Genomic DNA, 25,852 nt, shown 5'->3' with positions numbered 1-25,852 from the left:
ACTGAAAATATTATTAAAATTGGAAACTATAATCAAGTTGGATCCATCTCATGGAACTACAAGCCGGACCTTAGGAGATCAACCCAAAGGCCCGGGTTATTTAAAATATAACGAACATCGCCTTAAGCGATGCTCCCCTGCACCCACATTCCGTCTATAATACCGGGCTAAGCAGTATAGGTGGAGCAATAATAGGAAGCCCTTGTGGAATGGATTGCAATTGTTCTGTGGTAACCTCATAAATGTCTTGCGGGTCAATGCCCCAGCTTTGAACTGCATGTGCCGTAATGAATAACCTTCGCTTTCCATCCTTCAATTGATATACAAGCTGTGTAACCTCTGGACGGCTCGCGGTCACTATACTTCCATCGGGAATCCCGATTGTCATCTTCTCGGCTTGCCGCAGCTGTAGCTCTTCCAGTGTATGGAGCTGGAGGATATCCCCCATCGGAATGGATTGCAGTTCATACCGAGACAGCCGAACAGCCTTATCGAATATCTGTGTTCGATGTGAATCCTGCAGCTCTAGAGGATGCTTATGACCATTATTTAGCCAGTAGAGCTTACCGCCGCTTGTTTTGACCAGTCTACGATCAGGATAAAAATGATAGCTTTGGATGCCACGCATTCCAACTTGCTCATATTCTGCACCATTTGTATGCAGCGTTTCCTGAATCAGCAGATGTGGATTCCCCCATTTTCCCTCATAATACTTCGCATTTTGATCATTGGTTTCTTGAAACTTTGAATTCCCCATACTCTTCATGCTTACACTGCCAAAATGATGAATAAAGCTGTCTCCGGCAATACACAATTTTCTCCCTGACAACCTGATTCGAATCATCCAATCATCATCCTCGTAATTGCCGATGTGATACCCTTCATCCAGATATCCAATCTCATTGAGCAGCTCTCTTCGGAATAATAAGCAGAAGCCGACAAGTCGATCTGTATATTTCCATTTGCCGGGATCAGGCTTATTATACCCTTCTGCAAAAGGAAGCATATCCTTCACATCGGTATATGGAACCTCTATTTGCTGTTCTCCTCCAATATAATTCGTAACAGGTCCTACCACTGCAATACCAGCATCACTGTTTAAACAGCTCATCATATTCGTGAGCCATCCCGGCGTCACCACAACGTCGTTGTTCAACACGACAATATATTGTCCTCTGGCCATCATCAGGCCATGATTGACACCGCCTGCGAACCCCAGGTTGCTCTCCAGCACGGTGTATCTGACATCTAGGCCTAGAGACCTGAGATAATCTGCTGTACCATCTGTTGAGGCGTTATCCACGACTACAATTTCATAAGGTTGAGAGGTGTGAGCCTGAATGCTGGCAATGCATCCCTTCAACATATCAATCTGGTTATAGGTTGGAATGACGATGCTTGGCCCGTCAATCCACTTCCCGTATGAATGAATGCCATGAGGTACACCTTGATCGTATCCTTGTTGAAAGCCCGCCTGAAACGGAGTCACCCGCGGCGTTTTCTGCATTTGCTTCATGGTCTTTCGAGCCATATTTGTATTACCTCCTTCAAGAACTGCTGTTTCACTGCTGACTTTCCTGTATCATTTGATCCGCCAAATGACCGATATCAATCGCCACTTTGTTATCTTCACTCGCTATGCGCTGACAAAGAACGACTGCAGGAACGCCCGCAGCGATTAAACATATATCAAACTTATACATACGGCACTGCTCTATTACTCGCTCGATATCTTCGAATCCCCGTACCGGGCTTACACTGCCCACAACGTTTATACCTTGTTTCCTCATAATATCTGCTGCTTCCGCTGCTTTGTTTCCTATAAGAAGGACACGCTGATTAGCGAGCATAGGCAGAAGCAGGCCATGTTGATGAAGCTGGTAATTAATGAGTGAGGTTGTCAGCCGGCTCTGTGCCAAACTCCAGCCATAATGTTTACTTACGGCAAACAGCAGCATCTGGAATTCGGGCCGCCTGGACATCGGAACACCCACATAATCTGCCTTCATGATGGAGTTCAGCAGGAGACTCTGAACAGAAACATCAGGTAAAGGCACCCCTGCGTAGGGCAGGAATGCCCCTAACTCATGGGCTTCTGTATTAGAGATCACTGTCCCATAAGCAAGGGTCAGCAGCTCGCCGTCTCCCAGCCGTACAAGCGAAAAAGACCGGCGTTCATCCATCGCCGACCGAATCTCACCCGCTACCTGTACACTGCTTGCAATCTCAAGCATATCGGCTTGATGCTGCATGAGACCTGACTGGATGAGAGCTTCGACCGTAACCTCTGGCAGCATTCTTCCGTATGGAATAAGCTGCTCTACAATCGCCTCACCGCCATGATAGAGTCCTTCTCTGTATCCTGCTGCATAAGCCTTCTGGTGCGTGCCCTGATGATAAGACGGGAGCGGAGCCAGCGGTTTGTCATGACGCTTCTGTTGATATTTTTTGGAAGTAGGTCTTTTTCTCATGGGCGGCTTTAATTTGGATATTTTGCTCCTGACCGAACGCTTATTCTTGACGGAAGATCTCTGTCTTCTCTTCTTCGCGGCATGAATGACGACCTGCCCGAAATAATCCCTCTTCCTGCCTCGCTCCATATCCATTGCTCCCTTAGGGTAAGATCTTCTTCATCTGAATGGCTGCATCCTGGAGAGATTCGAAGGTTCCAGCATCGCTCCAATAACCAGAGAGAATATCATATTCCAGTTTCTTCGCTCTGGCATAAGCATTGTTCACATCCGTAATTTCAAGCTCTCCGCGAGCAGAAGGAGATATGCCTGAAATAATATGGAATACATCAGCATCAAATAAATAAAACCCAGTTACGCTGTAATTGGTCACGGGATGCTCCGGCTTCTCCTCAATATATGAAATAAGGTTGCTATGCTCCAAGTCAAATACAGGCACTCCGTACCTTCTCGGATCATCAACCTCCTTCAACAGCACTCTGGCTGTGCCCGGCTTCTGATGCATAAATGCAGCGACGTATGGAGTGAGATCATCTGCAAACAGGTTATCACCAAGCAGCACAGCAAACTTCTCCTGCGGCAAAATAAATCCTTTGGCTAAATCCAGTGCCTCTGCAATACCACCCGCTTCTTCCTGGATACGGTATGTCAGACTTACCCCATATTCGGCTCCGCTCCCGAGGAAATCAGTGTACAGTCCAGAAGACTGTTTGCTAATAATGAGCATAATGTCCGTAATACCTGCTCTGCGCATCGTCTCAAGTCCATACACTATCATTGGGTATTTCCCAACAGGGAGCAATTGCTTATTCATCAGCTGTGTCAACGGCCGAAGGCGCGTGCCCTTGCCTCCTGCAAGAATAATTCCTCTCAATTTCATTCCTCCTTCTAGACGTATTGAAGCGGGTCTATCTGCCATTTATCTATAAAGAGTTCACGATTCCGCTTCACCAGCTCGCTTAAACGCTCCTCACCCGACTTGCGGAAGCTCGCACTCCCCTCATGATGCACCAGCGTGTCTCCACAGACGAGCAATCTGTATCCGGCAAGCCTTGCCCTATAGCAGTAATCGTCATCCTCGTAATGACCTGGACTGAACCGTTCATCCAAATACCCAATCTTTTCAATGAGTTCCCTTTTGAACATGAAGCACAGTCCAACAATTCGGGGAACCTCTATCCAGCGTGAAGGGTCAGAATGGTTATGAGCAGCTGCAATATCTAAGAACTGAGCTTTGGAGTCAAACGGAATATTTATCTGCTGTATGCCACTTGCATAGTTAGTGACCGGACCCACAATACCGACCATGGGATCACTGAACAATCCCTGTTTTAGTTGGGTAAGCCAGTTTCGCGTCACGGTCACATCATTGTTAAGCAGCAGCAGGCTGCCTCCCCTCGCAAGGCGCAAGCCGCTGTTGCATGCCTTCGGAAATCCGCGATTCTCTGGAAGAGAGATCACTTTAATTCGCTCAGATACACAGTACTCGTAGGTTCCGTCAGTAGAACGATTGTCTACAACTATGATTTCGTAAGGTTCCTCCGTCCATTTCCGTATGGAATCCATGCAGCTGCGCAGCAATTCAAGACCATTGTATGAAGGTATAATAATACTGGTCATATCCTGGACATTCATGGCGCATTTCTCCAACTGGCGACTGCCGCTCTATATTGAGAATCGGAAGAATACTCTTCGAGCCCTGGGCCGGCTTCAAGATATTTCGATAACGCTTCAATATGGTCGCCAATAATCATGCGTTCCACATTGTTGCCCTTGCCTGTATTGTCCTTTCTTAGGCGATTGCCCGTTATAACGTTAACTTTGCTTACGGCTTCTACCTTCATGCCCTTTGTGCAAGCCAGCATCTGTGCCAGTGGAGGTACCATAAGGCTCTGATAACCAATTTCTCTGATGCAGCGGCTGGATAAGGCATGAGGTACTGCAACAAGTGAGTTTGCCGCAAGATCACTCCGATTGAGCACCGAATTCAAGTAGGCTTTCATTCGTGTGACGTCATCTTGATCTGGAAATGCCGGGATATAAGAGGTTAAGTTATTTAACGCCATATCAACACCTCGATCGACGGCTGTTAAAAACGGAGCCAATTGCTCAGCCTTAATCACGATGTCTCCATCCGTGAACAGGACAATATCAGAAGTCGTAAGCTCTGCTCCGATCGCTCGACCGACATCATGCCCCACCCGATCTGGTTCATGCACAATAGTGACTGCCGGAAACTTTCGTGCAATCTCATAACTGTTGTCTCTGCATCCATTTAACACAACCACAATTTCCTGCAGCGGCAAACGACTGAGCTCCTTGAGCACTCCTCCGAGTGTTCCGGCCTCATCAGATGCGGAAACTACGGCAGAAGCCGATTTCTGTAATGTTAAGCGTACTTGCGCTGAAGCAGACAGGTTACGCTTTGAGCTCGGTGATTTCGTCTTTCTGCTGCCCGGCTTCTTCGTCCCTCGCGAATTGTTCTTTCGCACAGTCGTCCTTCTCGTCCTGGTTCGGTACTTCAAATGCTCTATTCACCTCGCTCTAACCAAGTGCCTTGCCCTGTGGAGATCCGTAAATCCGCCGCGGCTCCCTTGATGCAGCGTTAGCCAGCGAACAGCTTTCTCATGATCTCTCAAGACAATGCCGGTCAATAGGTCTTGATTGGCCCGATTCTTTCTTCTAAGCGGATTTAATCTCCCAACAGGCACGCGATGTACTGCTTTGACAGCAAGACCCTGCTTGATTGCCATAGCTTGAGCTAATGGAGGTACCTGGAGTGCCCCCTCCCGAAGCAGGTCAAATGCAGTTCTGCTGATGGCATGCGGAACTGCCGTCATGGAGGCTCCCTTCAAATCTGATCGGCCGAGCATGATATTCAGTGCGTGCTTCGCTTCCACGACCGGATGAACCGGCTTTTTACGAACGGGGCCATTATAATCATTCAGTGCAACATCAATTCCGGACAACACAGCACTTACAAATGGCTTCAATTCCTGACCAGGGATCAACATATCCCCATCAATGAAGAGCAGCACCTCTCCTCTAGCCGTTTCAGCACCGATCTGCCTTCCGACATCATGACCGAGAGCTTCATCGTAAGAAATAATACGGGCTCCGGCTGCTGTTGCTCTGGCTTCTGTCTGATCCGTAGAACCATTGACAACAACGATCACTTCAGTCGATGGATGAACCCTCTTTGCTTCCCGAATGACGCGGGCAATCATGGCCTCTTCATTCATTGCAGGAATAATGACAGAGACAACCGGCTCATGTACGACAAATTCCTGCGCCTCGTGTCTCAGATGAGTGCCTTTTGATTGCTCAGCAGCCAGCTGACCTGATTCAACCGAATTTGTGGATTTTGATCGGCGATTTTTGATCATTCGTTTGGTTGATCGACGCCTCTTCAGCGGCTTCGCTTTTCCGGTTTGCTGTATATGGCCTCCCTTGTCAAGCACCCGTTTCTGGCTACCGGACCGGCTGGGAGCTTTTGAGCTTCGCTGAAATTTTTGATTGTTGTCTCCCACCGTATGTCCTCCTTCTACCTTCTTGTCAGGCTCGCTTCTATCAAGGAGTATTCACGTATAGCATATGCATACAGATGAGGAGGGCAACGGCTTCTGTCCTTACTACCTTCACCCGAACCTCATGAGCATATAGAAAAAAGCAGTGCTCTCCCGCTGAACAATCGTTCAGGGATTGCACTGCTTATATACTAAAATGGGGTTTATGGCTGTGAGCCAAGAGCAATCCATGATACTGTGCCGTAATCACTGCTGTCCCCATTTAAACGTCTGATCTTGAGCAATACGGATTCTTTTCGCTGCTCGATCACGCAGACTTGGAAATCTGTCGTATTGCACATGGCTACAAATACATAGCCTGCTGATTCAAACTCTTCTTCAAAGCAGACCACTACTTCTTCCTCAGTTGCTTCTTCGTCTACAAAAGCAATAATATATTGCCCAAACTGCTGTGTAACCGGGCGATTCGAGCCAGAGCGTACCGGAGTAAAGCTCAAGTGTTCCGGATACAGTGTTCCTTCTGCGATATGCTGTCCTTCGATCGCTCGTTCCGCCAGCTGTTCTCCTGTAATCGATCTTGGTTCAAGAACTGTAGCCGGAAGGCTCTCTTCAACCAGCTTATCGCCTGTGATGCTCTTATCTCGGATCAGTTCGGCTCCAATCGCTCCTTCTTCGATATGGGCTCCACTGACACTGCGAAGACGAATATGGTAAGGAAGAACGGCACCTTCAAATATATGCCTCGAATGAATAGACGACTGCTGTAAATGATTGGAGCTAATGATCTCGGCCTGCAGATGCGAACTATTAATGGATAACGGCATCAAATGCTCCCATGAGATTGAGGATATACCGTAATGCTCATGCTGAAGCAGACCTGGCATGAGATGCACAGACTGAACTGCTTCACTGGCAAGATGTGAGCTGCCGATTGCTCCTTCTTCAATAAGTTCAGACGTAATGGATAACGCCTGAATATGTTCTCTTTCAACCGTTCCAGGCTTTATATGATAAGAAGAGATCGAACCTGGACTAATGTGATGATCCCTAATAGAGCTGTCCTGGATATGCCCTGAACCAATCGCTGCTTCTTCGATATGCAAGCCTTGAATACTGCTGTGCTCTATATGTTCAGAGGATATGGCAGCTGACTTTATATGATGACGATCGATAATCTGATCCTGAAGTGCATCCTCATTAATGGATGCGCTCATCAGATGAGCCTCGCCAATGCTGGCCCGGGCAATCTTGCGTCCTGTGATTGTCTCATCATTGATCCATTCCGCTTGGCGCAGGTCGCTGGACAGGTGCTCGGCTGTAATGGCGCTTTTCTTGAGATGATACCCTTGGATGCTCCGCTCCGCCACATGCTTGCCGAACACGGATTCATTCGCAAGATGTGTATCGAATATGGATTGAGGAGCAATTTTGTCAGACGTAATTGCACCCGCCTGGATGGACTCATGAGTAATGGCTCCTGGATATAAATGGCCGTTCAGTACACTTTGCGCTGCAAGCTTCGTTGCCGTCACACTGCTGTCCGCGAGTTTAGCTCCGGTCACTGCCAGATTAGCCAGCTTATCGGTCGAGACGCTTTCAGGGGACAGCTTGAGCGATGTAACCGCATAGTCTGACAAGTGCTGAGGAAGCACAGCCCCGTTTTTTATCAGCTGATCTGTAATACTTGCCTGAGCAAGATGCCTTGAGTTAATGCTGTTGTCCGCTATTGCAGCGGAGAGGATCGACCCTTTCTTCAGATGAATGCTGTCAATGGAGTCGGCAGCCACATGCTCGGTATGAATGGCCTGCTCTTGAATTGCCTCTCTGCTGACACTGCCTGGCGTCAAATGAATATTCTGAACAGACTTCTCTGCTAGATGCTCACTACGAACCGCACCTTCTGCGATAACTCCACTACCTACAGAACCGGCTGCAAGCTTAGCTTCCGTTACACTCTTGTCGGCAAGCTTATCCGCAGTGACCGATAAGATCTGCAGGTTCTTTGTATGCACGGCATTATCACTTAAGTGCAGGTGCTGAATGCTGCGAGGAGCGATGGCTGCACTTGTAACGGATTCAGGACCCAAATGTTGAGTCAGCACCGTACTGTTGCCTATATGGTCTGATTCAATAGCTTCTTTGGTCAAATGCCAAGCATATATAGAGCTCGCAGCCAGATGGGCAGAACCTACTGCACCGCCTGCAATGTGTCTTGTATGCACCGCCTGGTCCGCCATTTTGGCTGCGAGAATGCTCTGATCCGCAATCTTGGAAGAAGTCACTGCCTGCTCTACTAGCTGGGCGGTACCCACGGATTGATCACTAAGCTTCGAGGTGCTTATAATTCCATCAGCAAGGTGATTGCCTGAGATTTCGGACTGTCCGATTTGTTCTTTGCCGATGGCACCTTTTTGAATCTGCTTCGCGCCAACCGTCTCATCAGCTAAATGTATCCCTGTAACTGCTTGTTTCTTAATGTGCGATTCTCCGACTGCCCCTTCTGCAATCAGATCGGCATCAATAATCTTGGCAGACAAGTGCTGCTTGTTGACGGCTCCCTCCGCAAGATGCTCAGAAGTTATTCCACCCTGTACCACGTGCTGTGCAAGAACGGCACGATCCTCGATTTTTCCAGAGGTTACGGCTCCATCTCTTATCTTGCGAGAGGTTACAGCATCATCAGCCAGCTTGGAATTATGAACTGCTCCATTGCCCAGCTGTCTTGTTCCTACTGCACTCCCTGCAATCTTCTCCTGCGTGATGGATTCATCCTGAAGCATTTCACTGGAAATAATCAGACTGGCGAGGTGCCGTGTACTGATTGATCCATCAGCGATCTTGTCTGCATCAATGCTCTGATCGCTTAATTTTCTGGACGTGATGCTGCCATCCTTGATCTTGCCGCCTGTTATTGATGCGTCCTTTACTTTCTCTCCCGAAATCGCCCCGTTAACCAAGTGCTCATCCAGTACAGAGGCTTCGGCCAGCTTAGAAGAAACGATAGCTCGGTCTGCAATATGAATGGCAGTAACCGCATACTCTTGAAGAGCTTCGCTGCCTACAGCTCCCCGTTTAATATGTCCGCTGTTGATTGCATACGGGGCCAGCTGTTTACCCGTTACGGCATGCTCGCTAATGTCCTCGGCGTAGATAAAAGCTTCTCCTCCCGGCATCTCTTTCTCCGCCAGCAGCTCTTTCTTCGCTTTGATCAGACTTTGACTGTGTCCGGTGTCTTGTTTGGTGTCCATTTCCGGGTTTGAGACTGTCTCTTGACGCATCGTTTGATCCAACTTGGAAATGGGCGATGCCTCAACCATAGGGGCTGCCTGTGCTGTTTCCTCTTCCTGAACAGGTACAGGTAGAGGTACAACAGGTACAGGTACAACAGGTACAGGTACAGATACAGTCTCCGCAACCGCAATAGAAGCCCTCTCTTTGGAAGCAGCTTCCTCTTTGGCGGTGAATTCAGCCTCAGCATTTAATTTACTCTGCTGCCTGGCCTTAGCTCGCTCCCTCTCTGCATTTAACCGGTCCAGCAGTGCAAGCTCACTCGTATCGGGGTCTATCCCAAAACGATGTTTGGATGCATTCTGGCTCGTTTTGATCTTCCCTCTTTTTTTCAAAACCGCTCGCTCCTTTATGACAAAACAGTTGTTTTTCCTGCATCTTATGCACAGTCATGGGCATGTGACACTCTCCGAACACACTTTGATAAAGGAACAGGCCCTTATTTTGGACTTGTATACAACGGCTGAATGCGGGCTGTTCTCCCTATCGGGCACGATCCCTGCAGTCATAGAATAGAATTGAACCTTTCTTTAACGTATACGAAAGGAGGAATCAAGCGATGGAACATGTCGGTATCCTCCTGGACTCTTCTGTGTACCGAGGAATTCCTCAAGGCAGAACCGGACAGGAATCGCTGGCATCATATGAGCTCGCGGCAGCTACCTATGACCTCATTCCATGTTACATGAGGCTTGAAGACATAAATCTGTCTACAGGAACATGCAGAGCCTATATCCACTCGAGAGACAGATACAAGCTGCATACCATCAGGCTTCCATATATTATCCATAATCGGGCTATGTACTTTACTACAGCCAGTCATTATAAAATGGCCAGACTGATTCAGCAGGGAATCCTTATCTATAACCTTAGAAATCGATATAAGAAATATCAGATCCATAGACTTCTATCCCGAAATTCGGAGATCGCACCCCATTTGCCCGAGACAGAGCTCGCTACGACGCAATCCATAGCACAGATGATGGCGAAGCATCCCGATCTAATTATCAAGCCCAGCAATGGAAGTATTGGAACTGGAGTTATGCGGCTTACACAGCGGAACACCATGTGGCAGCTCTCCTTTCAATCGAAATCAGGCAAATGGAGACAAGTAAGGTTGAAGCAAGGACAACTGCCGGCCTTTATGCCCGCGCTTATTGCCCGCAAAGAGCACCTCGTGCAGCAGAGGATACCTCTAGCCACCTATGAAGACAGACCTTTTGATCTGCGTGTAACCGTGCAGCGGGGGATAAACGGGGAATGGGGAGTTACCGGGATGTTCGCCAAGCTGGCTACATCAAGGCAAGCCTTTGTCACCAATGTGGCTCGCGGCGGATCTGCAATGACCGTGGAACGAATATTTCCTGGAGCGTTTCCACATGTTGCTGCAGATCAGCTCCTTGGTGACATTCATCATCTGGCTCTGACTGCAGCTCACCAGCTATCCCTTGAGCTGCCCCATATTGCTGATCTTGGAATCGATCTGGGTGTCACAGCGTCAGGCGAAATCTATTTGATTGAATGTAATGGAAGAGATCAGCGCTACGGCTTCCGCAAAGCAGGCATGCCGGAAGAATGGGCCCGGAGCTATCATGAACCGATGGCTTATGCACGTTATCTCCTTGATCATAAACCGACTGCTGCTTCTCTGGATGATCTCATCCTGGGTGCAAGAACGTCTTATTGATTTCAATGCAGTTCTGTGTCAATATTATGCAGAGTGACCGGACTTTTCGATTGTCCGGTCTAGACGCTCGTTTCCTAAGGGGGATATACATGTCGAAACCGTTGCTGCGCCTCATGACAGAACTTTCTTCACGCAAATGGATCTCCCGGCTTACCGGCACTTTTTCCAAGAGCAGTGCTAGCCGGCTGCTAATTCCGTGGTTTATCCAAACCTACGAGATAGATCCTAATGAGGCCGAACTAGAACCAGGCGAATACCCTTCCCTGAACGCTTTTTTTACGCGAAGGCTGAAGCCCCATGCAAGGCCGCTGCATGAGCATCCAGAGTCTCTTCTCAGTCCGGTGGACGGTAAAATTACAGCGATGAGCCCGATAACCAAGGGCACCATTCTTAATATTAAGGGTCACGATTATACCCTCGCTGATCTGCTGAATCAATCTCCTCACATGGAGAAGTATAAAAATGGATGGGCCATCATTCTGTATTTGAGTCCAAAGGATTATCATCGAATTCATGCTCCGGTTACCGGCAAACAGGTAGAGAGCGAGCATATTCGCGGTAAAGTGTATCCGGTTAATGATTTTGGTCTGCGTCACATGAGAACCGTACTAAGCCGCAATGAACGGCTTATTACATATATCAAGCATGAGCATGGCGAAATTGCCCTCGTGAAAGTCGGTGCTATGAATGTAAGCAGCATTCAATATGCTGATGATAAGGTGAAGGCTTGGCAACGCGGGGATGAGCTCGCATACTTCGAATTCGGCTCTACCGTCGTACTGCTGTGCGAGAACGGCACCTTTGTACCAAGAGAAGATCTGGCGGAAGGCGACACCATCCGGATGGGTGATTCGCTTGGAATGATTGTTTCGAAGGCTGCAGTAGCAAGGAGACCTTCATAGAAGAATGCATCGAATTAGAGTGCGGATCTGAATATTAAAAAGCAGCAGTCTCTAAGAGGTTACTTTTCCTAAAGGCTGCTGCTTTTATAATTTCAGGATTTTGCATAATTCGGTATTTGGGATTTATGCATAGTACTCTGTATATTGGGATTCAGTCCAACTAAATTAAATCGATTCTAGAACCAGACATTTTCCACCGGTTTACGGCGCAAACGGTTACGGAACAGAGAACAGCCTTTGCCAAAGCAGCCGCGATTACGTATTCTGCGAATTCCGTTCACAGTAGTCCCTCCTTACTCCTGCAAGATATACAATAATCATATACCCGGCATCATAAAGTTTGAAACTTTATCCCTTCTCCGCTTGAATTAACGTATCTCCGACGGACTCTTTCCCGTATATTGCTTGAACTGCCTGCTGAAAAAGAAGATATCGCGATACCCGAGGGCATCCGCAACCTCTGTTACATTCATTCCTGCATGCACCAGCAGGTGCTCGGCACGTTCAATGCGCATCTTAATAATGTAGGACTGAACGGATGAACCGATCAGTTCTTTAAACTTAATGGAGAAATAACGAGGCGAGAGTCCTGCTCTCGCCGCAAGATCCTCTACCCGATGGTTAATACCGGGATGCTGGCGTACGTAATTCGCTATTTCCTGAATCGCTTCAGCAAGCTGGTTACTAACCTTCTTCTCCGCAGGATGCTCCTCATACTCCAGCCGCAGCAAATGAATCATCATCTGTTTCAAAATAAGCTTATTCTCTTCTTCGCGTCCATAGGCTTGGGATAAAAATAATCTCACATATCTGGCAAGCATATGCTCGAAATCAATGGTCTCTCTAAGCCGATTATACGTACCAGGTACTTCTGTAAGCGGCCCCTTGACATCAAAATGTATATACGTTAGAACAAACGGCTTCTGCGGATTATGAGTTGCACTTGTATGGTCACCAGGACGGAACAAGAAGCAGCTTCCCTTCTGGGCATGATAAGGCTCATCATTCACTATGACCGTACCTTCTCCGCTCCACACATAAAATAAATCGTAGTTTTGCATCGGTTTTTCGCGTTTCTGCCATTTCCAGCCTGGCTCACAGACAATCTTGGCGACGGCGGGCAAAATCACAAAAGACGACGGTGACGCATGTAACATGTCGTCCTTCCTCCTTATTAAGTGGATCATTACCCCTTATTATAGCGTGAAACGAGGCGGAAGAAAAACGGATCATCATGCCAATAGCGTTAACGATTAACGCCCATCGAGCAAATTGCCAAGTCCTCCAAGAACGCTGCCTTCCTCTTTTTTGCCCATACTTGCGGACAGCACCTTATCAGCCAATCTGGAGAACGGAAGAGACTGCACCCAGACCTTACCCGGCCCACGCAATGTGGCAAAGAACAGTCCCTCCCCGCCGAACAATGCGGTCTTCACTCCCTTAACGAATTCGATATCATAATCAATGGTTGAGGTCATTGCGACAAGACAACCTGTATCTAAACGAAGCGTTTCACCAGGCTGCAGCGTTCTTTCGATCACTAAACCGCCGGAATGAACGAAGGCAAGACCATCCCCCTCAATTTTCTGCATAATGAAGCCTTCTCCGCCAAAGAAACCTGCACCCAGCTTCCGACGGAACTCAATACCCACCGATACACCCTTGGCCGCACACAGAAAGGCATCCTTCTGGCAGATCACTTTACCACCCAAGCTGACCAGGTCCAGAGGAATAATCTTGCCCGGATACGGTGAAGCAAAGGTTACGCTTTGTCGGTACGTTCCTTCGTTCGTGAATACCGTCATGAATAAGCCTTCACCTGTTATGAGTCGTTTGCCTGCCCCCATCAATTTGCCCATCATGCCTCTTCCGCCGGAACTGCCGTCCCCGAAGATCGTTTCCATTCGAATATCCTGATCCATCATCATGAAGCTGCCTGCCTCAGCAACAACACTTTCACCCGGATCGAGCTGAATTTCCACACACTGCATCTCCGAGCCGAGAATGGAATAATCAATTTCATGTGCTGCCATTTGAATTCCCCCATACGTTGAATTGTTGGATTTTCATCATTTGATTTCACTTCGACTATGATTACGTGACATTATCTTCACTGGTTTCATTTCTCTTGCACACATTTTCCATTACCTTGTTCATGTTTGATATCTTCAAATGCCAGTGTCATCCGTAGAATGCCGTCCTTTATTTCCTCCTCGGATAGATGCGCGTATTTAAAAAAGACTGAAGGTCTGGACGAAATGAGCTGAAATCGGACTCCGTCAGTGAAATATACCCCTCGACGCATGCAGGCCCTCTTAAACGATACATAATCCTCATTGCTGCCTCTCCATAATCCGTAAAAGCCCAGCCCCGCATCTCCTACGAACAGAGTGAACATGTGACCTGCATACTGCTGGATCCAATCCGCAAATTTCCGATGCTTGACCCCATACCGACGGGTCAGCTTTCGAATATGCTTCGCATAGCCGCCACGAGACATCCAAACAGCCAGCGCCCGCTGTTCATATAGACCCGCAGATATCGGATCGTAGTAAGCTTTGGCTGCAACGACCGGCGCTACAAGTGCTGAAGGCAGAACAGCATAGCCCAGACGAAATCCTTCCGGCATCGTTTTGGAGAAAGAACCAATATGAACGACTCTTTGCTCCTGGTCCAATACTTTCAGCGGCTCAATCGGGCGTCCCTGAAAGCGGAACTCGCTGTCATAGCTGTCTTCGATGATAATCGCCTGCCTCTTCCTGGCCCAAGCAAGAAGAGCCAGCCTTCGCTCCAGATTGAGCACAGCACCGGTCGGAAACTGCCGGCTGGGCGTAACAAATAAGAGACGCGCGTCCCAATCCTCAGGAATAATTCCATGATGATCTACGGGAGAAGGAATCACTTCGCCTCCGCACACCTGAACGGCCTGGGCAAATCCCTTAAATCCCGGACTTTCGACTACCGCCTTCTCGCCCTCATCCAATATCACTTGTGTAAGTAACGCTATAGCTTGCATTGAACCGTTGAACAAGACAATTTCCTTGCTGCTGACCATAATCCCGCGGGTCGCCCCCAGATGCGCGGCTATTGCCTCTCTTAAGCGGATGTCTCCTGCGGGATCATACAGACTCTCATACTTCCCCTGATGATTGCTTCTGGACAGAAAGCTCTTCCATTCGGTATATGGAAAATCGGCATCAGGCTGGAGTGACCTATCAAAATGTATTTCTTCTATCTGCTCATGTGCTGGTTGCTCATCCGGCAGGAGAAGATGTGAGCTCATCGCAGTTAACGATTGATACTGAGCAGCTGCTCGTGTCCCCCATGCAGATAATCGGATGTCAGTGTGCCATGTTTCCGGCGATTCACCAGGTATGCCGTCAAAGGCGACATAAGTCCCTCGCCCGGTCTCCGTATGAATATACCCATCTGCCTGCAGCATGTCATAGGCTGTTGCAACAGAACCGCGGGATAGCCCGTATTGGACAGCTAACATTCGAGTAGCCGGCAACTGAGTCCCACGCTGCAGCGTTCCGGACAGAATCGCGTCCCGAATTGCATGATACAGCGCATGGTATTTATAACGGTATTCCTTGATATAACGATCCCAAGAGAGCATAAACTCCATTTTGTTCGATCCTCCGCTCATCTAACTGCTTCCTGTTTGAATTTACATGTATTGTATTTGATTGGACTATAAAAAAACAATGAAATTGGATCTTTTTTCATGACAATCTGCGGACTATTATGTAGAAAAACATTAATTAGCACGATATCAAGGAGGCATACGATCATGAGAAGAAAAGAATTTACCATAGAGCAGGAAGAGGAGATCACTGAATTTCTATCGACACAAACCTTCGGATTCCTCGGCACGGTCAGTCCGGACAACAAACCAAGGGTAACACCGCTCAATTTCGTTTATGATGAGGGTTGTTTTTATTTTCACGGCAGTCTGGCCGGAGAGAAGATGAAGCATATCAAGGCAAACAGCACGGTCAGCTTTACCGTCGCAGAAGAGTATTCTTTGATTCCCTCTTATTTCTCAGATCCCTTGCTCGCCTGTCCCGCCACAGCCTTTTTCAAAAGTGTGTCCGCCAGTGGTCATGCAGAAAAAGTAATCGATCTGAAGGAAAAAGCCCGGGCACTGAACCGATTTATGGGAAAGCTCCAGCCGGAAGGAGGCTACTTGCCAATTGATGCCGATGATCCAAGATATACGGGTGAGTTAAAGGCTGTCGCTGTCGTCCGGATCGTTCCCGAAACGCTGAGTGCGAAGTTCAAATTCGGGCAGAACCTGAAGCAGGACAGGCATGAGCATTTACAGGAGCAGCTTGAGCAGCGAGGTGAAGCAAAGGATGCCGCAACCGTAGAAATGATGCGAAAATATTGCCCTTTTCACGCCTGAATTTATTCCACGTTTTCTCCTTCCAGGAGCCGTTCATACTACCGTTATAGCTTGTTCATGTTTGCTGCAGAACGGTTGTAGATCACCAAAGTAACGCGGTAATGTACTGTAAAGGTCATTTGTATTGTTTTTCCGTGACGACCGCTGTGCTTGGTGCTATAATATGAGGCAGTGTAAATGGTCTCTAATTTATTCAACGACTTGGAAGGATGAAAACGATGAACCCACTGGCTGTACAGCTGAACGAAAGTATTCAAGCGGGCAGCGATCATGTGTACGACATGCTCTCGAGGCTTGGCAAAGAGCTTTATTATCCGAAGGAAGGTATTCTTAGTCAATCGGCTGAAGCTTCAAGCCGCGCGAAGAAATACAATGCAACGATCGGAATTGCTACCGAAGGCGGTAAACCGATGCATCTGCAAGTCATTCAGGAGAAACTATCTGCCTATAAGCCACAGGATTTGTATCCTTACGCACCTCCGGCTGGTAAACCGGATTTACGGGTAGCGTGGCGGAACAAAATGATTGAAGAGACGCCATCCTTACAAGGTAAAATATTTGGCAATCCCATCGCAACGAACGCGCTGACCCATGGCCTCAGCATTGTGGCAGACCTGTTCGTGGATGACGGAGATGCTGTTATATATCCAGATAAAAACTGGGAGAACTATGAGCTTACCTTTGGAGTTCGAAGACATGCACGTTTGGTCAATTATCCATTGTTTAATGAACAGATGAAATTTAACAGCAAGGGACTTAAGGAAGCTCTCCTTGCACAGAAGGATCAGGGCAAGGCCGTGGTTGTCTTGAATTTCCCGAACAATCCAACAGGCTACACTCCAGGCATTGAAGAAAGCAAGGAGATTGTAGCTGTTGTCAAAGAAGCAGCAGAGGCAGGAATTAACGTCGTTGTTGTGACTGATGATGCCTATTTCGGTCTGTTCTTCGAAGATTCCATTCACGAATCTTTGTTTGGAAGCCTGACCGGCATTCACCCACGAGTTCTCCCGATCAAGATTGATGGGGCAACGAAGGAAGAGTTTGTATGGGGATTCCGTGTAGGATTTATAACGTATGCCCATAACAACCAGGACATCCTGTCTGCACTGGAACAGAAGACGCTGGGCATTATCCGCGCAACCATTTCCAGCGGTCCGCATCCTTCACAGACTTTTGTGCTTGATGCTCTGAAATCACCTGAATTTGCAGCTCAAAAAGAAGAGAAGTTCCATATTATGAAGGCTCGTGCAAATACCGTAAAAGCACTGCTCGACAGTGGCAAATACAATGGGGCCTGGGAATACTATCCTTTCAATTCAGGGTACTTCATGTGTCTAAAGTTTACGAAGGTACAGGCTGAAGAGCTTCGTGTGCATCTCCTGAACCAATACGAGATTGGTACCATTGCGCTCGGCGAGCATGATTTGCGAATTGCCTTCTCTTCGCTGGAAGAGAATCAGCTTGAAGAACTGTTCGACACCATCTATCAAGCTGTTCAGGATCTGACGCAAGGTTAAATTTCATTCAATACTGCGATTAAGCAATTCACAGCATCCAAAGAGCAAGCCCTGCCGGTTTCAAATTATGAAATCGGCAGGGCTTTATTTTTCCACACGAAAAGGCAGCCGCCCAAACACGAGGGGTATCTGCATCATAGGATACGTTGTACGCTTCTTCAAGAGAGGCTTACGAATAAGACCTGAAAGGGGTATGAAAATATGTCTGGAACAGAAGAAAGAAGTTACGGTTACGGCGGTGGTTTCGGTGGATACGGCATCGGAGCAATCCTTGTATTGTTCATCTTGCTTGTAATCATCGCTAAATCCTTCTCCTCCTACTAATTGCAGGTAAAAAGCAGCTCAGTGGATGGACGGTAAATTTCATACCTGACCTAACCTCGCGAATAAGTCACCAGGCCATATAGGAAGGGGTCTATCCATGGATAGACCCCTTTCCGCTAATCACCTTACGCTTATTCCGATTCCTCTTCTTTAGTCCATTTCTTCAGTTGCGAGCTTCGGAACATGAGGGCGATGAGTAGGCCAAGAGCAAATGTGAATACCAGCTCTACCCATCTGCCCCACCCTCCGATCAGCAGTGGAATCCACAACAAGAATGTTAACGCAGCCTGTAGTGTATACACAAACTTCAGCACCTGTAATCTCCGGCTCTCTGCTGTTACCGGATAGATATAGATCCAGAAAGAATCACGGTGGTATCGAAGTAATCCGGACAGCTGAATTCCCAGCACGAACAAGAAGAATAAGTATGCTCCACTTCCCCACAAGCTGCCTCCCGTCCAGAACACGAACAAGCCGCCAACAATGGCAAGCCGGATACATATTCCCAGCAGATCACTGCGGATGAAGGTCTTGGCTATTAAGTATTGAAAAGCCTTGTCCTGTCCCCACGGTATCCGTTCAGCTAGTGGTGCAAGCAAACGGCGGGAATGGACGCGCTGCTTGAGCGCGGGGACCTCTACGAAGAAGCCTAATGTCTTGATGACTCTCGCCCCTCTGATCTGCTCGGTTTCGATCAGATACTCCCAATGAACCGGCAATCGTATAGGCAGACGAAGAGAGACGACATACAGCACGGTCAGTATAGCGATGAAGATTAATCCGGGTATGACTTGATGCCATATCCATGCATACAATGACAAGGTGATGACGGCATAACGCAGAAGTCGGTATCCCATCCGTGACGACTTGGATAACATTTGCTGCTCGCACCAGCCTCCGAAGCTGGCAATACATTTTAAAATCACGAGCACAATCAAAAAGAGCAAAAAGGGCTTAGGTTCTCCCTCACTCCGAATGTAGAGCGGCCACAATAGGATGAATAGCAGGATGAGTCCAACTGCTTTGTAGACGATTCCCCGAATAAAGCTGTTTTGCAAATACAGATGCATCCGATATTCCTGAGGTCTTAAGAAAACAATATCGGCCTGACGAAGATAGGTCCGATAGCTGCTGAAGATTACCGGAGCAATGAGCACAACGAGCATGACCCACCGGATAGGAAAGTCATTCGGAACATCTTGCACAAGCGAAGTATACCATGCGGAAAATGCGATCAGAGAAAAGCCAAGGACGACAGCCACCCCGCTCTGCAATACATAGCCTAGATAGGGTGTTATTTGGCTCCAGAATGCACCTCGTCTTGATTTCCATAGCTGCTGCAAATCCATCTTCTAATCCCCGCCTTGTACGAGCTTATAGAATATTTCCTCCAGCGGCGCCTGTCTCATCCCAGATTGAGCGCGAAGCTCCTCCAAAGTTCCCTGTGATATAATCTTTCCGCCATGCAGTATAACGAAACGATCGCAATAGTTCTCTATCGTTGACAGGATATGTGAGCTGAGCAGAATCGAAGAACCCGATGCACGAATTTGCATCATGAAATCCAGGAGTGATCTGATACCAAGCGGATCCAGGCCCAGAAACGGTTCATCAATAATGTAAAGTGGAGGTCTAGCCACAAAAGCGCTCATGATCATAACCTTTTGACGCATTCCTTTGGATAAATGGGCGGACAGGCTGTCTTTTTTGTCCCGCATACGGAACATGTCCAGGAGATGATCGGCCCTCTCTTCAAACTCCGCTTTTGAAACATTGTAGGCCCTTGCGGTAAACTCCAAATGCTCCATAACGGTCATTTCCATGAACAGCTCTGGTGATTCCGGAACAAACGCCATGCCGCTCTGATAAGCTTCCGGATTCTCGTCCCGGCGTTTGCCTCCAATGAGAACCTCTCCTTGATGAGGCACCATCAGACCTAAAATATGCTTCATCGTGGTGCTCTTCCCGGCACCGTTCAGACCGATTAGGCCTACCATTTCACCAGGAGCCACACGAATATCAATATCATGCAGCACCGGCTTCTTTGCACTGTATCCTCCGCTTAATCCGTTAATTTGCAGGATTGGTGTCTGTTCCATCTTATCCCCGCTTTCTTCTAGGACTCGCTGTTATCATTACGCTTATTCTTGAGCCATTTAGGAGCCCCTTTGTTTTTCTTATCTTGCGCCTTCTCATTCTTGCGCCTTCCGGCAGGAGCCGGCTTGTCCTTCGGACGGCCTGGGGCATGGCTGATGCTCGCTTTTGGAGAAGCCGTTCTTGGAGCAGTTTCTTTACTTGGTCCGCCTGCTCTTGAATCTTCGCGGAATGCACTGCGCTCAGCTTGATCGTTCCGTTCCTGTATTTCTCCCCCATACAGCACCCGCTCAATCAGCTCGATTCCGAGCTCTCTTGCGAATTTGCGCATAATGAACGTTTCCTTCTCGCCTACAATGGAAATAACGGTTCCTGTCTTCCCCATCCGTCCCGTTCTTCCTGCCCGGTGAACATAGTGGTCAGAATCAAAGGCCGGATCAAAGTTGATGACCAGAGGAAGATCCTGAATATCAAGTCCGCGGGCCGCTACATCACTGGCTACCAGCAGCTTGATTTTACCTTCTCTGAAATTAGCAAGCACTCTGCTCCGAGTCATTTTATCGGCATCTCCATACAAAGCCGCAGCAGACAGACCCATAAAGTTGATCTTGCCTTCTACTTCCGCAATGGTTTCTGCCGTATTCGCGAACACGATAGCTCTTGACGGATCAAAATGACGAACAATTCTCCGCAGCATGTCCACCTTTTCCCGTTCATTCGCTACAAAATAGAGGTGAGTCAGGCCGCTCGCCGTCATCTGCTCCGGTTCAATGCCTATGGTGATCATGTCGTTCATTTCGCGCTTGGCAAGCTGCTCCATCTCCTTATCCACTGTTGCGGACATGAATACAAGCTGACGATCCCGAAGTGAACGATGCATAATTTGGTCCACATCTCCGGCTCCGCCGAGCTGGAACACTTGATCCACTTCATCTATGACAATCGTCGTAATCTGATGCATCTTCAGCTTGCGAATTTCAATAAGTTCACGTACTCGCCCTGGTGTACCAACTACCACCTCTGGATGTTCCTTGAGCTTCTCAATTTGACGCTTGATTGCCGCGCCGCCAATGAGTCCCAGCGTTTTAATGCCGCGGTAAGTTCCGTACGTTTCGGCTTCACGAACAATCTGCATCGCCAGCTCCTGTGTTGGAGCGAGGATCAGCTTCTGAGTACCCTTAATATCTGTATTTACCGTCTCCAGCACCGGCAGCAAATAAGCCAGCGTCTTTCCTGTTCCTGTCTGCGAGCGTGCAAGCACATCCTTGCCTTCCTTAATTACGGGAATGGTCTGCTCCTGCACAGGAGAAGGTGTCTGTATGCCCCGTTCACCAAGTCGTTCTATCAATCCCGAGCTCAGCCCGAGCGAATCAAATGTCATCGTCATTCAAGTCCATCCTTTGTTATAAATTCATTACAGTTCATTATATGCGAAAAACGTTCACGTACCAAATTACGGTTGTCAAAAAAACAAATGAACGATACAGATGTCTCCATCTGTCTTGCAAAAATGGATGCAAAACGAATCAAATACCACACAAAAAAAGCTCTTGAACACCATTCATGTTCAAGAGCTTTCTGATACTATTTACGATTTAAGAAGCCATACGTAAGCTTGTCCGCCAGCCTCGGGAACAACTGATACAGCCGAATTCCAGCAGCGGCGATATGGGGAAGATTAACTTCCTCCTTCTGTTTGATGATCGCTTGAACCATCTTATCAGCTACGTATTCAGGCTGCATAATAAAGCCCTTCAAGTTGCCAATGTATCCACCGTCGGGATCTGCTGTCTCGAAAAAAGGGGTATCAATCGGCCCCGGATTAATCGTCGTTACCTTGATCCCTGTCTCTCTCAGCTCCTGACGCAGTGCATTGCTGAAGCCAAGAACGGCATGCTTGGTTGCCGTATATGATGCGGACTTTGCGGTTCCAATCTTGCCCGCCATGGATGCGACATTGACGATATGTCCCCGTCCGGATGCAAGCATATGGGGCAGCACAGCCTTCGTCATTCGTACCGTACCCATATAATTTACGTCCATCATTTGTTCAAAAGCCGCTACTGACATGTCCTTCGTCATCTCGAATTGACCGTACCCTGCGTTATTAAGCACAACGTCGATCTGTCCATACCTGTCGATGATCCTCGCAATCAGCGCTTCCACCTGTTCATTATCGGTAACGTCCAGCGGATACCAGTCCGGTGTGCCGGCTATTGAGGCGCTTATCTTCTGCAGCTTGTCCTCCGACCTCGCCAGAAGCAAGGGCAGAGCCCCCTGCTCACTTAGCTTCTGAGCACAGATTGCGCCGATACCGCTGGAAGCACCTGTAATGAGTACTACCTTATCCTTTAACTTCATACTTCTCACCTCCCGAATGCAGCTCACTCATTTATCTGATCATAGTGTACCTGCAAACGGGTTTCAAGATTACACGTTTCATTTAGGCTGTAAGCTGCTCAAGCATCTTTCTGCCTTACGATATCATCACCTGAATATCAAGCTCTCCGATGCCGTCCATCATAAGCGGAATGCTTAGAGCCTGAGTCACCGCATCCATTGCTGGATGCGAGGACTTCGTCACTTGCGGCGGAGTAATATCAACGGCAATGCCCTGATTGTATAGAATCGTGCTTGCGTTTCCACTGATCATATTTCCAAGCTCCGAAATCGCACTTTGCCCCATTTCATCCATCTCCGAAATTACAAATCCGCCCATCATCGCAGAGACGATCCGCAGTGCCACCTGCTCCTGTATTCCGAACACGACCTTCCCGTTCAATTGTCCCGTCATTCCGATTAGAATCCAGATGTGATCCTCGAGAAATTCAACTTGCTTAATACCCAGCTTGCCAGCGGAAGGTGAAATCTGAATCAATTGCTCAAATACGAGCCGCGCGGACTCCAAAAAAGGATTAATCACTTCGGCTTTCAACGATTGCGCCCCCTTACTAGGTTAATGGTCACGAATCAAAAGTCCCATTATTTTAACAACATTATACTTGAAGCCACACCAAAATTCATTACGAATTCAAGCCAAAGGCCCATAATTATTGTTATCGACAAGTAAGAAGTGAATATTTATACCAAATTGCATTTAATCCACGGTTGATCCACATATAAAAAAATGGTTCTATAAGACTATAGTGTTGCAGCAGGAGGTTTCCCTTGATTCCTTGTAATCGGCGGCACGAAATCCTCTAATGCCTCGGCTTCCCCTTTAGCCAAATTAACCCGAGTCAGCATCCATATGCCAGCAACAAAAAAGATAAGCACAGATAGAATAGCCAATCTGCTCGTTCCCGTGACTGCTGCCGTAAAGCCGAAGACAGCAGGTCCAAGTGCAGCAGATACTTTACCGGACAGACTCATGAACCCAAAGAATTCGGATGTCTTATGGGCAGGCACCAGGCGGCTGTAAATGGACCTTGCCAAAGACTGAGATCCTCCTTGAACCACCCCTACCATAAATGCCAAGATATAAAAATGGAGAGCCGTTTCCATAAAGTATCCGAAAATAACAATGACCACGTAAAACCAGAGCGATAGATACAGAGAACGCTTGGCTCCAATCTTACCCGCAAGCTTCCCGAACAAAAAGGTAAAGGGGACACCCACAAATTGAGTAATGAGAAGTGCTGTAATTAGGTGCGTTGTACCGATCCCGATTTCAGCTCCGTAAATGGCAGCCATGCTGATGATCGTGCTGATTCCATCATTAAAGAACCAAAATGCAATTAGATATTTGAACAATTCAGGATACTTCTTCACGTGAAGAAGTGTGCTCGCCACACTTTTGACACTGTGGAGCGCAGTTTGTCCCACAGAACGGCCCGCAGATCGTGAAGCACTCGTATCACGCAGAGGAAATCTTCGAAATAGCGGAATGGCAAACAGCAGCCACCATAATCCAGATGTCAAAAATACAAGCTGCATCGCTTGAATTTGCGACGTAAAGCCGATGCTTTCCCAACCTTGGATCATAACGACATGAACCAGAAGCAGCAGCCCTCCTCCAATGTAGCCAAACATGTAGCCGCGTGCGGAGAGCATATCCCGTTCAGAAGGAGCGGCAATATCTCTCAGCATGGAATCATAGAACGTATTTCCGCCTGAAAAGCCCAGTGTGGCAATAATAAAAAGAATGGATACAAAAATATAATCCCCTGTCCCGGTCAGTGCCATAGCCGAGCTCGCGGCTGCTCCCAATATGGCTGCAATCATTAAATAGGTGCCTTTGCGTCCCCCCACATCCGCTGCTGCTCCTAATAAGGGAGAGAGCACGGCCACAAGAATCATGGCGATGGTTTGGGAGAAAGCCCAGTAGCTGGTCGCTATCGCATCATCCAGTCCCGCTGCCGCAACATTTTGATAGAAGATAGGAAGTACGGCCGCAATCATTGTTGTTGCGAAGGCGGAATTCGCCCAGTCGTACATGACCCATGCACGTGCCTGTTTTGGATCCATTTGTAACCCCTCCATAATTCATTTTCTATTTTAATAATTATTTGAGGCATATTTTTTAGATTCCATATGATCACTTTACATGAGATATGTTAAATAAATTTGCATTTTACATAAACTGCTGAACAAGACACGGGCAGGATCTACATTGCTCTGCCGGTTCCAATCGCCTATAATTTAGTAGAGTACTTTCAAGAGAAGACAACGCGATTAGCGAATTATTATGCAACCTATGAAGTCAGGAGGCTAGTCATGAACATCAGTCAATTGGAGACACTGATAACGATTTCCAAAACGATGAGCTTCCGTAAAGCCGGAGAACTTCTTAATTTGACACAACCTGCCGTCTCAGCTCAGATCAAAAGCCTTGAAGATGAGTTTCGAACGGTGCTTGTGGACAGATCACAGCCGGTTGCCCTAACCGATCGCGGCAAGGTATTTCTGAACCACGCCGAACGGATTCTTGAGATTGTGGATGAGCTGAAGCTGAAGCTGCTGGATCTTGATCAGAATCCACAGGGACATATTTTACTGGGCACAACCACATCCATTGCCATTCAAATCCTGCCCCGCATCCTGTCCTATTTTCAAGATCAGTTTCCACGGATCAAGACAAGCATTCAATCCATGCCTTCATCACAGATCTATGAGCAAGTGGAGAACGGGATGATTGACGTCGGAATCGGTTATCTTATTGAACGGAACCCTAACTTAAGCACCTCCACCCTGTACTATGACACGTTCGAATTGGTAGTCTCACCTAAGCATCCCCTGGCAAAGAAAAAACACGCTACGATTGATGCGCTGGGTACAACGCCACTCATCATGCTGTCACCGGATACAGTGGGTCGCCGGTTTGTAGATAATATCTTGGATAAACACAGGATTGAGCCCAATATCGTGATGGAATTGTCCAGCAGTGAAGAAGTTAAAAGAATGGTGGAGCTGGATCTCGGCGCAGCCGTCATCTCCAAGCAAGCCATTGCTGCAGAGCTTCGTCTCGGGACGCTGGTCATGATACCGCTCAGTGAGCTGGAGGTCAGCCACCCTGTCGGGGTCATTTATAAATCCAGCCGATATTTGAATTCAGCGATGCAGCAATTTCTGAGTGACCTCAAAGGAATGCCAGAAACGCAGTTTGTGAGCTCGGAATAATGAAGAAGGAGGAAC

At 47.8% G+C, this 25,852-nt stretch carries 22 protein-coding genes; 6 read left to right on the top strand and 16 right to left on the bottom strand.

What is annotated here, in order from left to right; genetic code table 11:
• Positions 1-154: 154 nt before the first annotated feature.
• From ACFQ3J_RS22440 to ACFQ3J_RS22410, 7 genes are all read right to left on the bottom strand, one after another.
• Positions 155-1,531, bottom strand: a complete 1,377-nt coding sequence (locus ACFQ3J_RS22440) for a glycosyltransferase family 2 protein (protein WP_091161082.1) — start codon at positions 1,529-1,531, stop codon at positions 155-157.
• Between the two features lie 31 nt (positions 1,532-1,562).
• On the bottom strand, positions 1,563-2,600 hold the full coding sequence (locus ACFQ3J_RS22435) for a GT-D fold domain-containing protein (RefSeq protein WP_091161084.1): 1,038 nt from the start codon (positions 2,598-2,600) through the stop codon (positions 1,563-1,565).
• Positions 2,601-2,613: 13 nt separating this feature from the next.
• Entirely contained in the window at positions 2,614-3,345 is a 732-nt protein-coding gene (locus ACFQ3J_RS22430; protein ID WP_091161085.1) for a sugar phosphate nucleotidyltransferase, read from the bottom strand.
• Positions 3,346-3,359: 14 nt separating this feature from the next.
• Positions 3,360-4,106 (bottom strand): glycosyltransferase family 2 protein, encoded by a 747-nt coding sequence (locus ACFQ3J_RS22425; RefSeq protein WP_091161087.1) that lies wholly within the window; start codon positions 4,104-4,106, stop codon positions 3,360-3,362.
• Positions 4,103-4,963 carry a glycosyltransferase family 2 protein gene (locus tag ACFQ3J_RS22420; RefSeq protein WP_170862579.1) on the bottom strand — a complete coding sequence of 287 codons (861 nt, stop codon included), beginning with the start codon at positions 4,961-4,963 and terminating at the stop codon, positions 4,103-4,105. The genes ACFQ3J_RS22425 and ACFQ3J_RS22420 overlap by 4 nt, the downstream gene beginning before the upstream one ends.
• Positions 4,964-5,005: 42 nt before the next feature.
• Entirely contained in the window at positions 5,006-6,001 is a 996-nt protein-coding gene (locus ACFQ3J_RS22415; RefSeq protein ID WP_244533630.1) for a glycosyltransferase family 2 protein, read from the bottom strand.
• A 200-nt stretch (positions 6,002-6,201) separates the two neighbouring features.
• On the bottom strand, positions 6,202-9,621 hold the full coding sequence (locus ACFQ3J_RS22410; protein ID WP_091161090.1) for a WIAG-tail domain: 3,420 nt from the start codon (positions 9,619-9,621) through the stop codon (positions 6,202-6,204).
• A 224-nt stretch (positions 9,622-9,845) separates the two neighbouring features.
• On the opposite strand from ACFQ3J_RS22410, the gene ACFQ3J_RS22405 reads away from it, so the two are divergent.
• Positions 9,846-10,973 (top strand): YheC/YheD family endospore coat-associated protein, encoded by a 1,128-nt coding sequence (locus ACFQ3J_RS22405; protein WP_091161092.1) that lies wholly within the window; start codon positions 9,846-9,848, stop codon positions 10,971-10,973.
• Positions 10,974-11,062: 89 nt separating this feature from the next.
• Complete coding sequence (gene asd / locus ACFQ3J_RS22400) at positions 11,063-11,875, top strand: archaetidylserine decarboxylase (protein WP_091161093.1); 813 nt, start codon at positions 11,063-11,065, stop codon at positions 11,873-11,875.
• Positions 11,876-12,243: 368 nt separating this feature from the next.
• On the opposite strand, the gene ACFQ3J_RS22395 is transcribed toward asd, so the two are convergent.
• The 3 genes from ACFQ3J_RS22395 to pdxR all read right to left on the bottom strand — a co-directional run bounded on the left by ACFQ3J_RS22395 (position 12,244) and on the right by pdxR (position 15,524).
• Positions 12,244-13,032 (bottom strand): helix-turn-helix domain-containing protein, encoded by a 789-nt coding sequence (locus tag ACFQ3J_RS22395; RefSeq protein ID WP_091161095.1) that lies wholly within the window; start codon positions 13,030-13,032, stop codon positions 12,244-12,246.
• A gap of 96 nt (positions 13,033-13,128) precedes the next feature.
• Entirely contained in the window at positions 13,129-13,908 is a 780-nt protein-coding gene (locus ACFQ3J_RS22390; RefSeq protein ID WP_091161096.1) for a TIGR00266 family protein, read from the bottom strand.
• Positions 13,909-13,994: 86 nt separating this feature from the next.
• Positions 13,995-15,524, bottom strand: coding sequence for a MocR-like pyridoxine biosynthesis transcription factor PdxR (pdxR, locus tag ACFQ3J_RS22385; protein WP_244533632.1), 1,530 nt, complete (start codon positions 15,522-15,524; stop codon positions 13,995-13,997).
• A 144-nt stretch (positions 15,525-15,668) separates the two neighbouring features.
• Between pdxR and ACFQ3J_RS22380 the strand changes: the two genes are divergently transcribed.
• From ACFQ3J_RS22380 to ACFQ3J_RS22370, 3 genes are all read left to right on the top strand, one after another.
• Positions 15,669-16,283 carry a pyridoxamine 5'-phosphate oxidase family protein gene (locus ACFQ3J_RS22380; RefSeq protein ID WP_091161097.1) on the top strand — a complete coding sequence of 205 codons (615 nt, stop codon included), beginning with the start codon at positions 15,669-15,671 and terminating at the stop codon, positions 16,281-16,283.
• A 218-nt stretch (positions 16,284-16,501) separates the two neighbouring features.
• Positions 16,502-17,800: an aminotransferase class I/II-fold pyridoxal phosphate-dependent enzyme gene (locus ACFQ3J_RS22375; protein WP_091161099.1), complete on the top strand. Its 1,299-nt coding sequence runs from the start codon at positions 16,502-16,504 to the stop codon at positions 17,798-17,800.
• A gap of 201 nt (positions 17,801-18,001) precedes the next feature.
• Positions 18,002-18,124: a sporulation protein YjcZ gene (locus tag ACFQ3J_RS22370; protein WP_091161100.1), complete on the top strand. Its 123-nt coding sequence runs from the start codon at positions 18,002-18,004 to the stop codon at positions 18,122-18,124.
• Between the two features lie 131 nt (positions 18,125-18,255).
• Here ACFQ3J_RS22370 and ACFQ3J_RS22365 read toward each other — a convergent pair whose 3' ends face one another.
• The 6 genes from ACFQ3J_RS22365 to ACFQ3J_RS22340 all read right to left on the bottom strand — a co-directional run bounded on the left by ACFQ3J_RS22365 (position 18,256) and on the right by ACFQ3J_RS22340 (position 24,685).
• Entirely contained in the window at positions 18,256-19,473 is a 1,218-nt protein-coding gene (locus ACFQ3J_RS22365; RefSeq protein WP_091161102.1) for an ABC transporter permease, read from the bottom strand.
• Positions 19,474-19,476: 3 nt separating this feature from the next.
• Positions 19,477-20,223 (bottom strand): ABC transporter ATP-binding protein, encoded by a 747-nt coding sequence (locus ACFQ3J_RS22360; protein ID WP_091161104.1) that lies wholly within the window; start codon positions 20,221-20,223, stop codon positions 19,477-19,479.
• A gap of 17 nt (positions 20,224-20,240) precedes the next feature.
• The gene (locus ACFQ3J_RS22355) at positions 20,241-21,605 is read right to left on the bottom strand and encodes a DEAD/DEAH box helicase (protein WP_091161106.1); all 1,365 of its coding nucleotides are present in this window, start codon (positions 21,603-21,605) and stop codon (positions 20,241-20,243) included.
• 197 nt (positions 21,606-21,802) lie between these two features.
• The gene (locus ACFQ3J_RS22350; RefSeq protein ID WP_091161107.1) at positions 21,803-22,579 is read right to left on the bottom strand and encodes an SDR family NAD(P)-dependent oxidoreductase; all 777 of its coding nucleotides are present in this window, start codon (positions 22,577-22,579) and stop codon (positions 21,803-21,805) included.
• A gap of 115 nt (positions 22,580-22,694) precedes the next feature.
• Positions 22,695-23,153: a chemotaxis protein CheX gene (locus ACFQ3J_RS22345; RefSeq protein ID WP_091161109.1), complete on the bottom strand. Its 459-nt coding sequence runs from the start codon at positions 23,151-23,153 to the stop codon at positions 22,695-22,697.
• Between the two features lie 206 nt (positions 23,154-23,359).
• Complete coding sequence (locus ACFQ3J_RS22340) at positions 23,360-24,685, bottom strand: MFS transporter (protein WP_091161111.1); 1,326 nt, start codon at positions 24,683-24,685, stop codon at positions 23,360-23,362.
• 249 nt (positions 24,686-24,934) lie between these two features.
• On the opposite strand from ACFQ3J_RS22340, the gene ACFQ3J_RS22335 reads away from it, so the two are divergent.
• The gene (locus tag ACFQ3J_RS22335; RefSeq protein WP_091161113.1) at positions 24,935-25,837 is read left to right on the top strand and encodes a LysR family transcriptional regulator; all 903 of its coding nucleotides are present in this window, start codon (positions 24,935-24,937) and stop codon (positions 25,835-25,837) included.
• The last annotated feature ends 15 nt before the right edge of the window (positions 25,838-25,852 follow it).

The organism is Paenibacillus provencensis, from assembly GCF_042678545.1.
In the GTDB taxonomy this organism is placed as follows: Bacteria; Bacillota; Bacilli; order Paenibacillales; family Paenibacillaceae; genus Paenibacillus; species Paenibacillus provencensis.
This window is presented reverse-complemented; position numbering and strand designations above follow the sequence as displayed.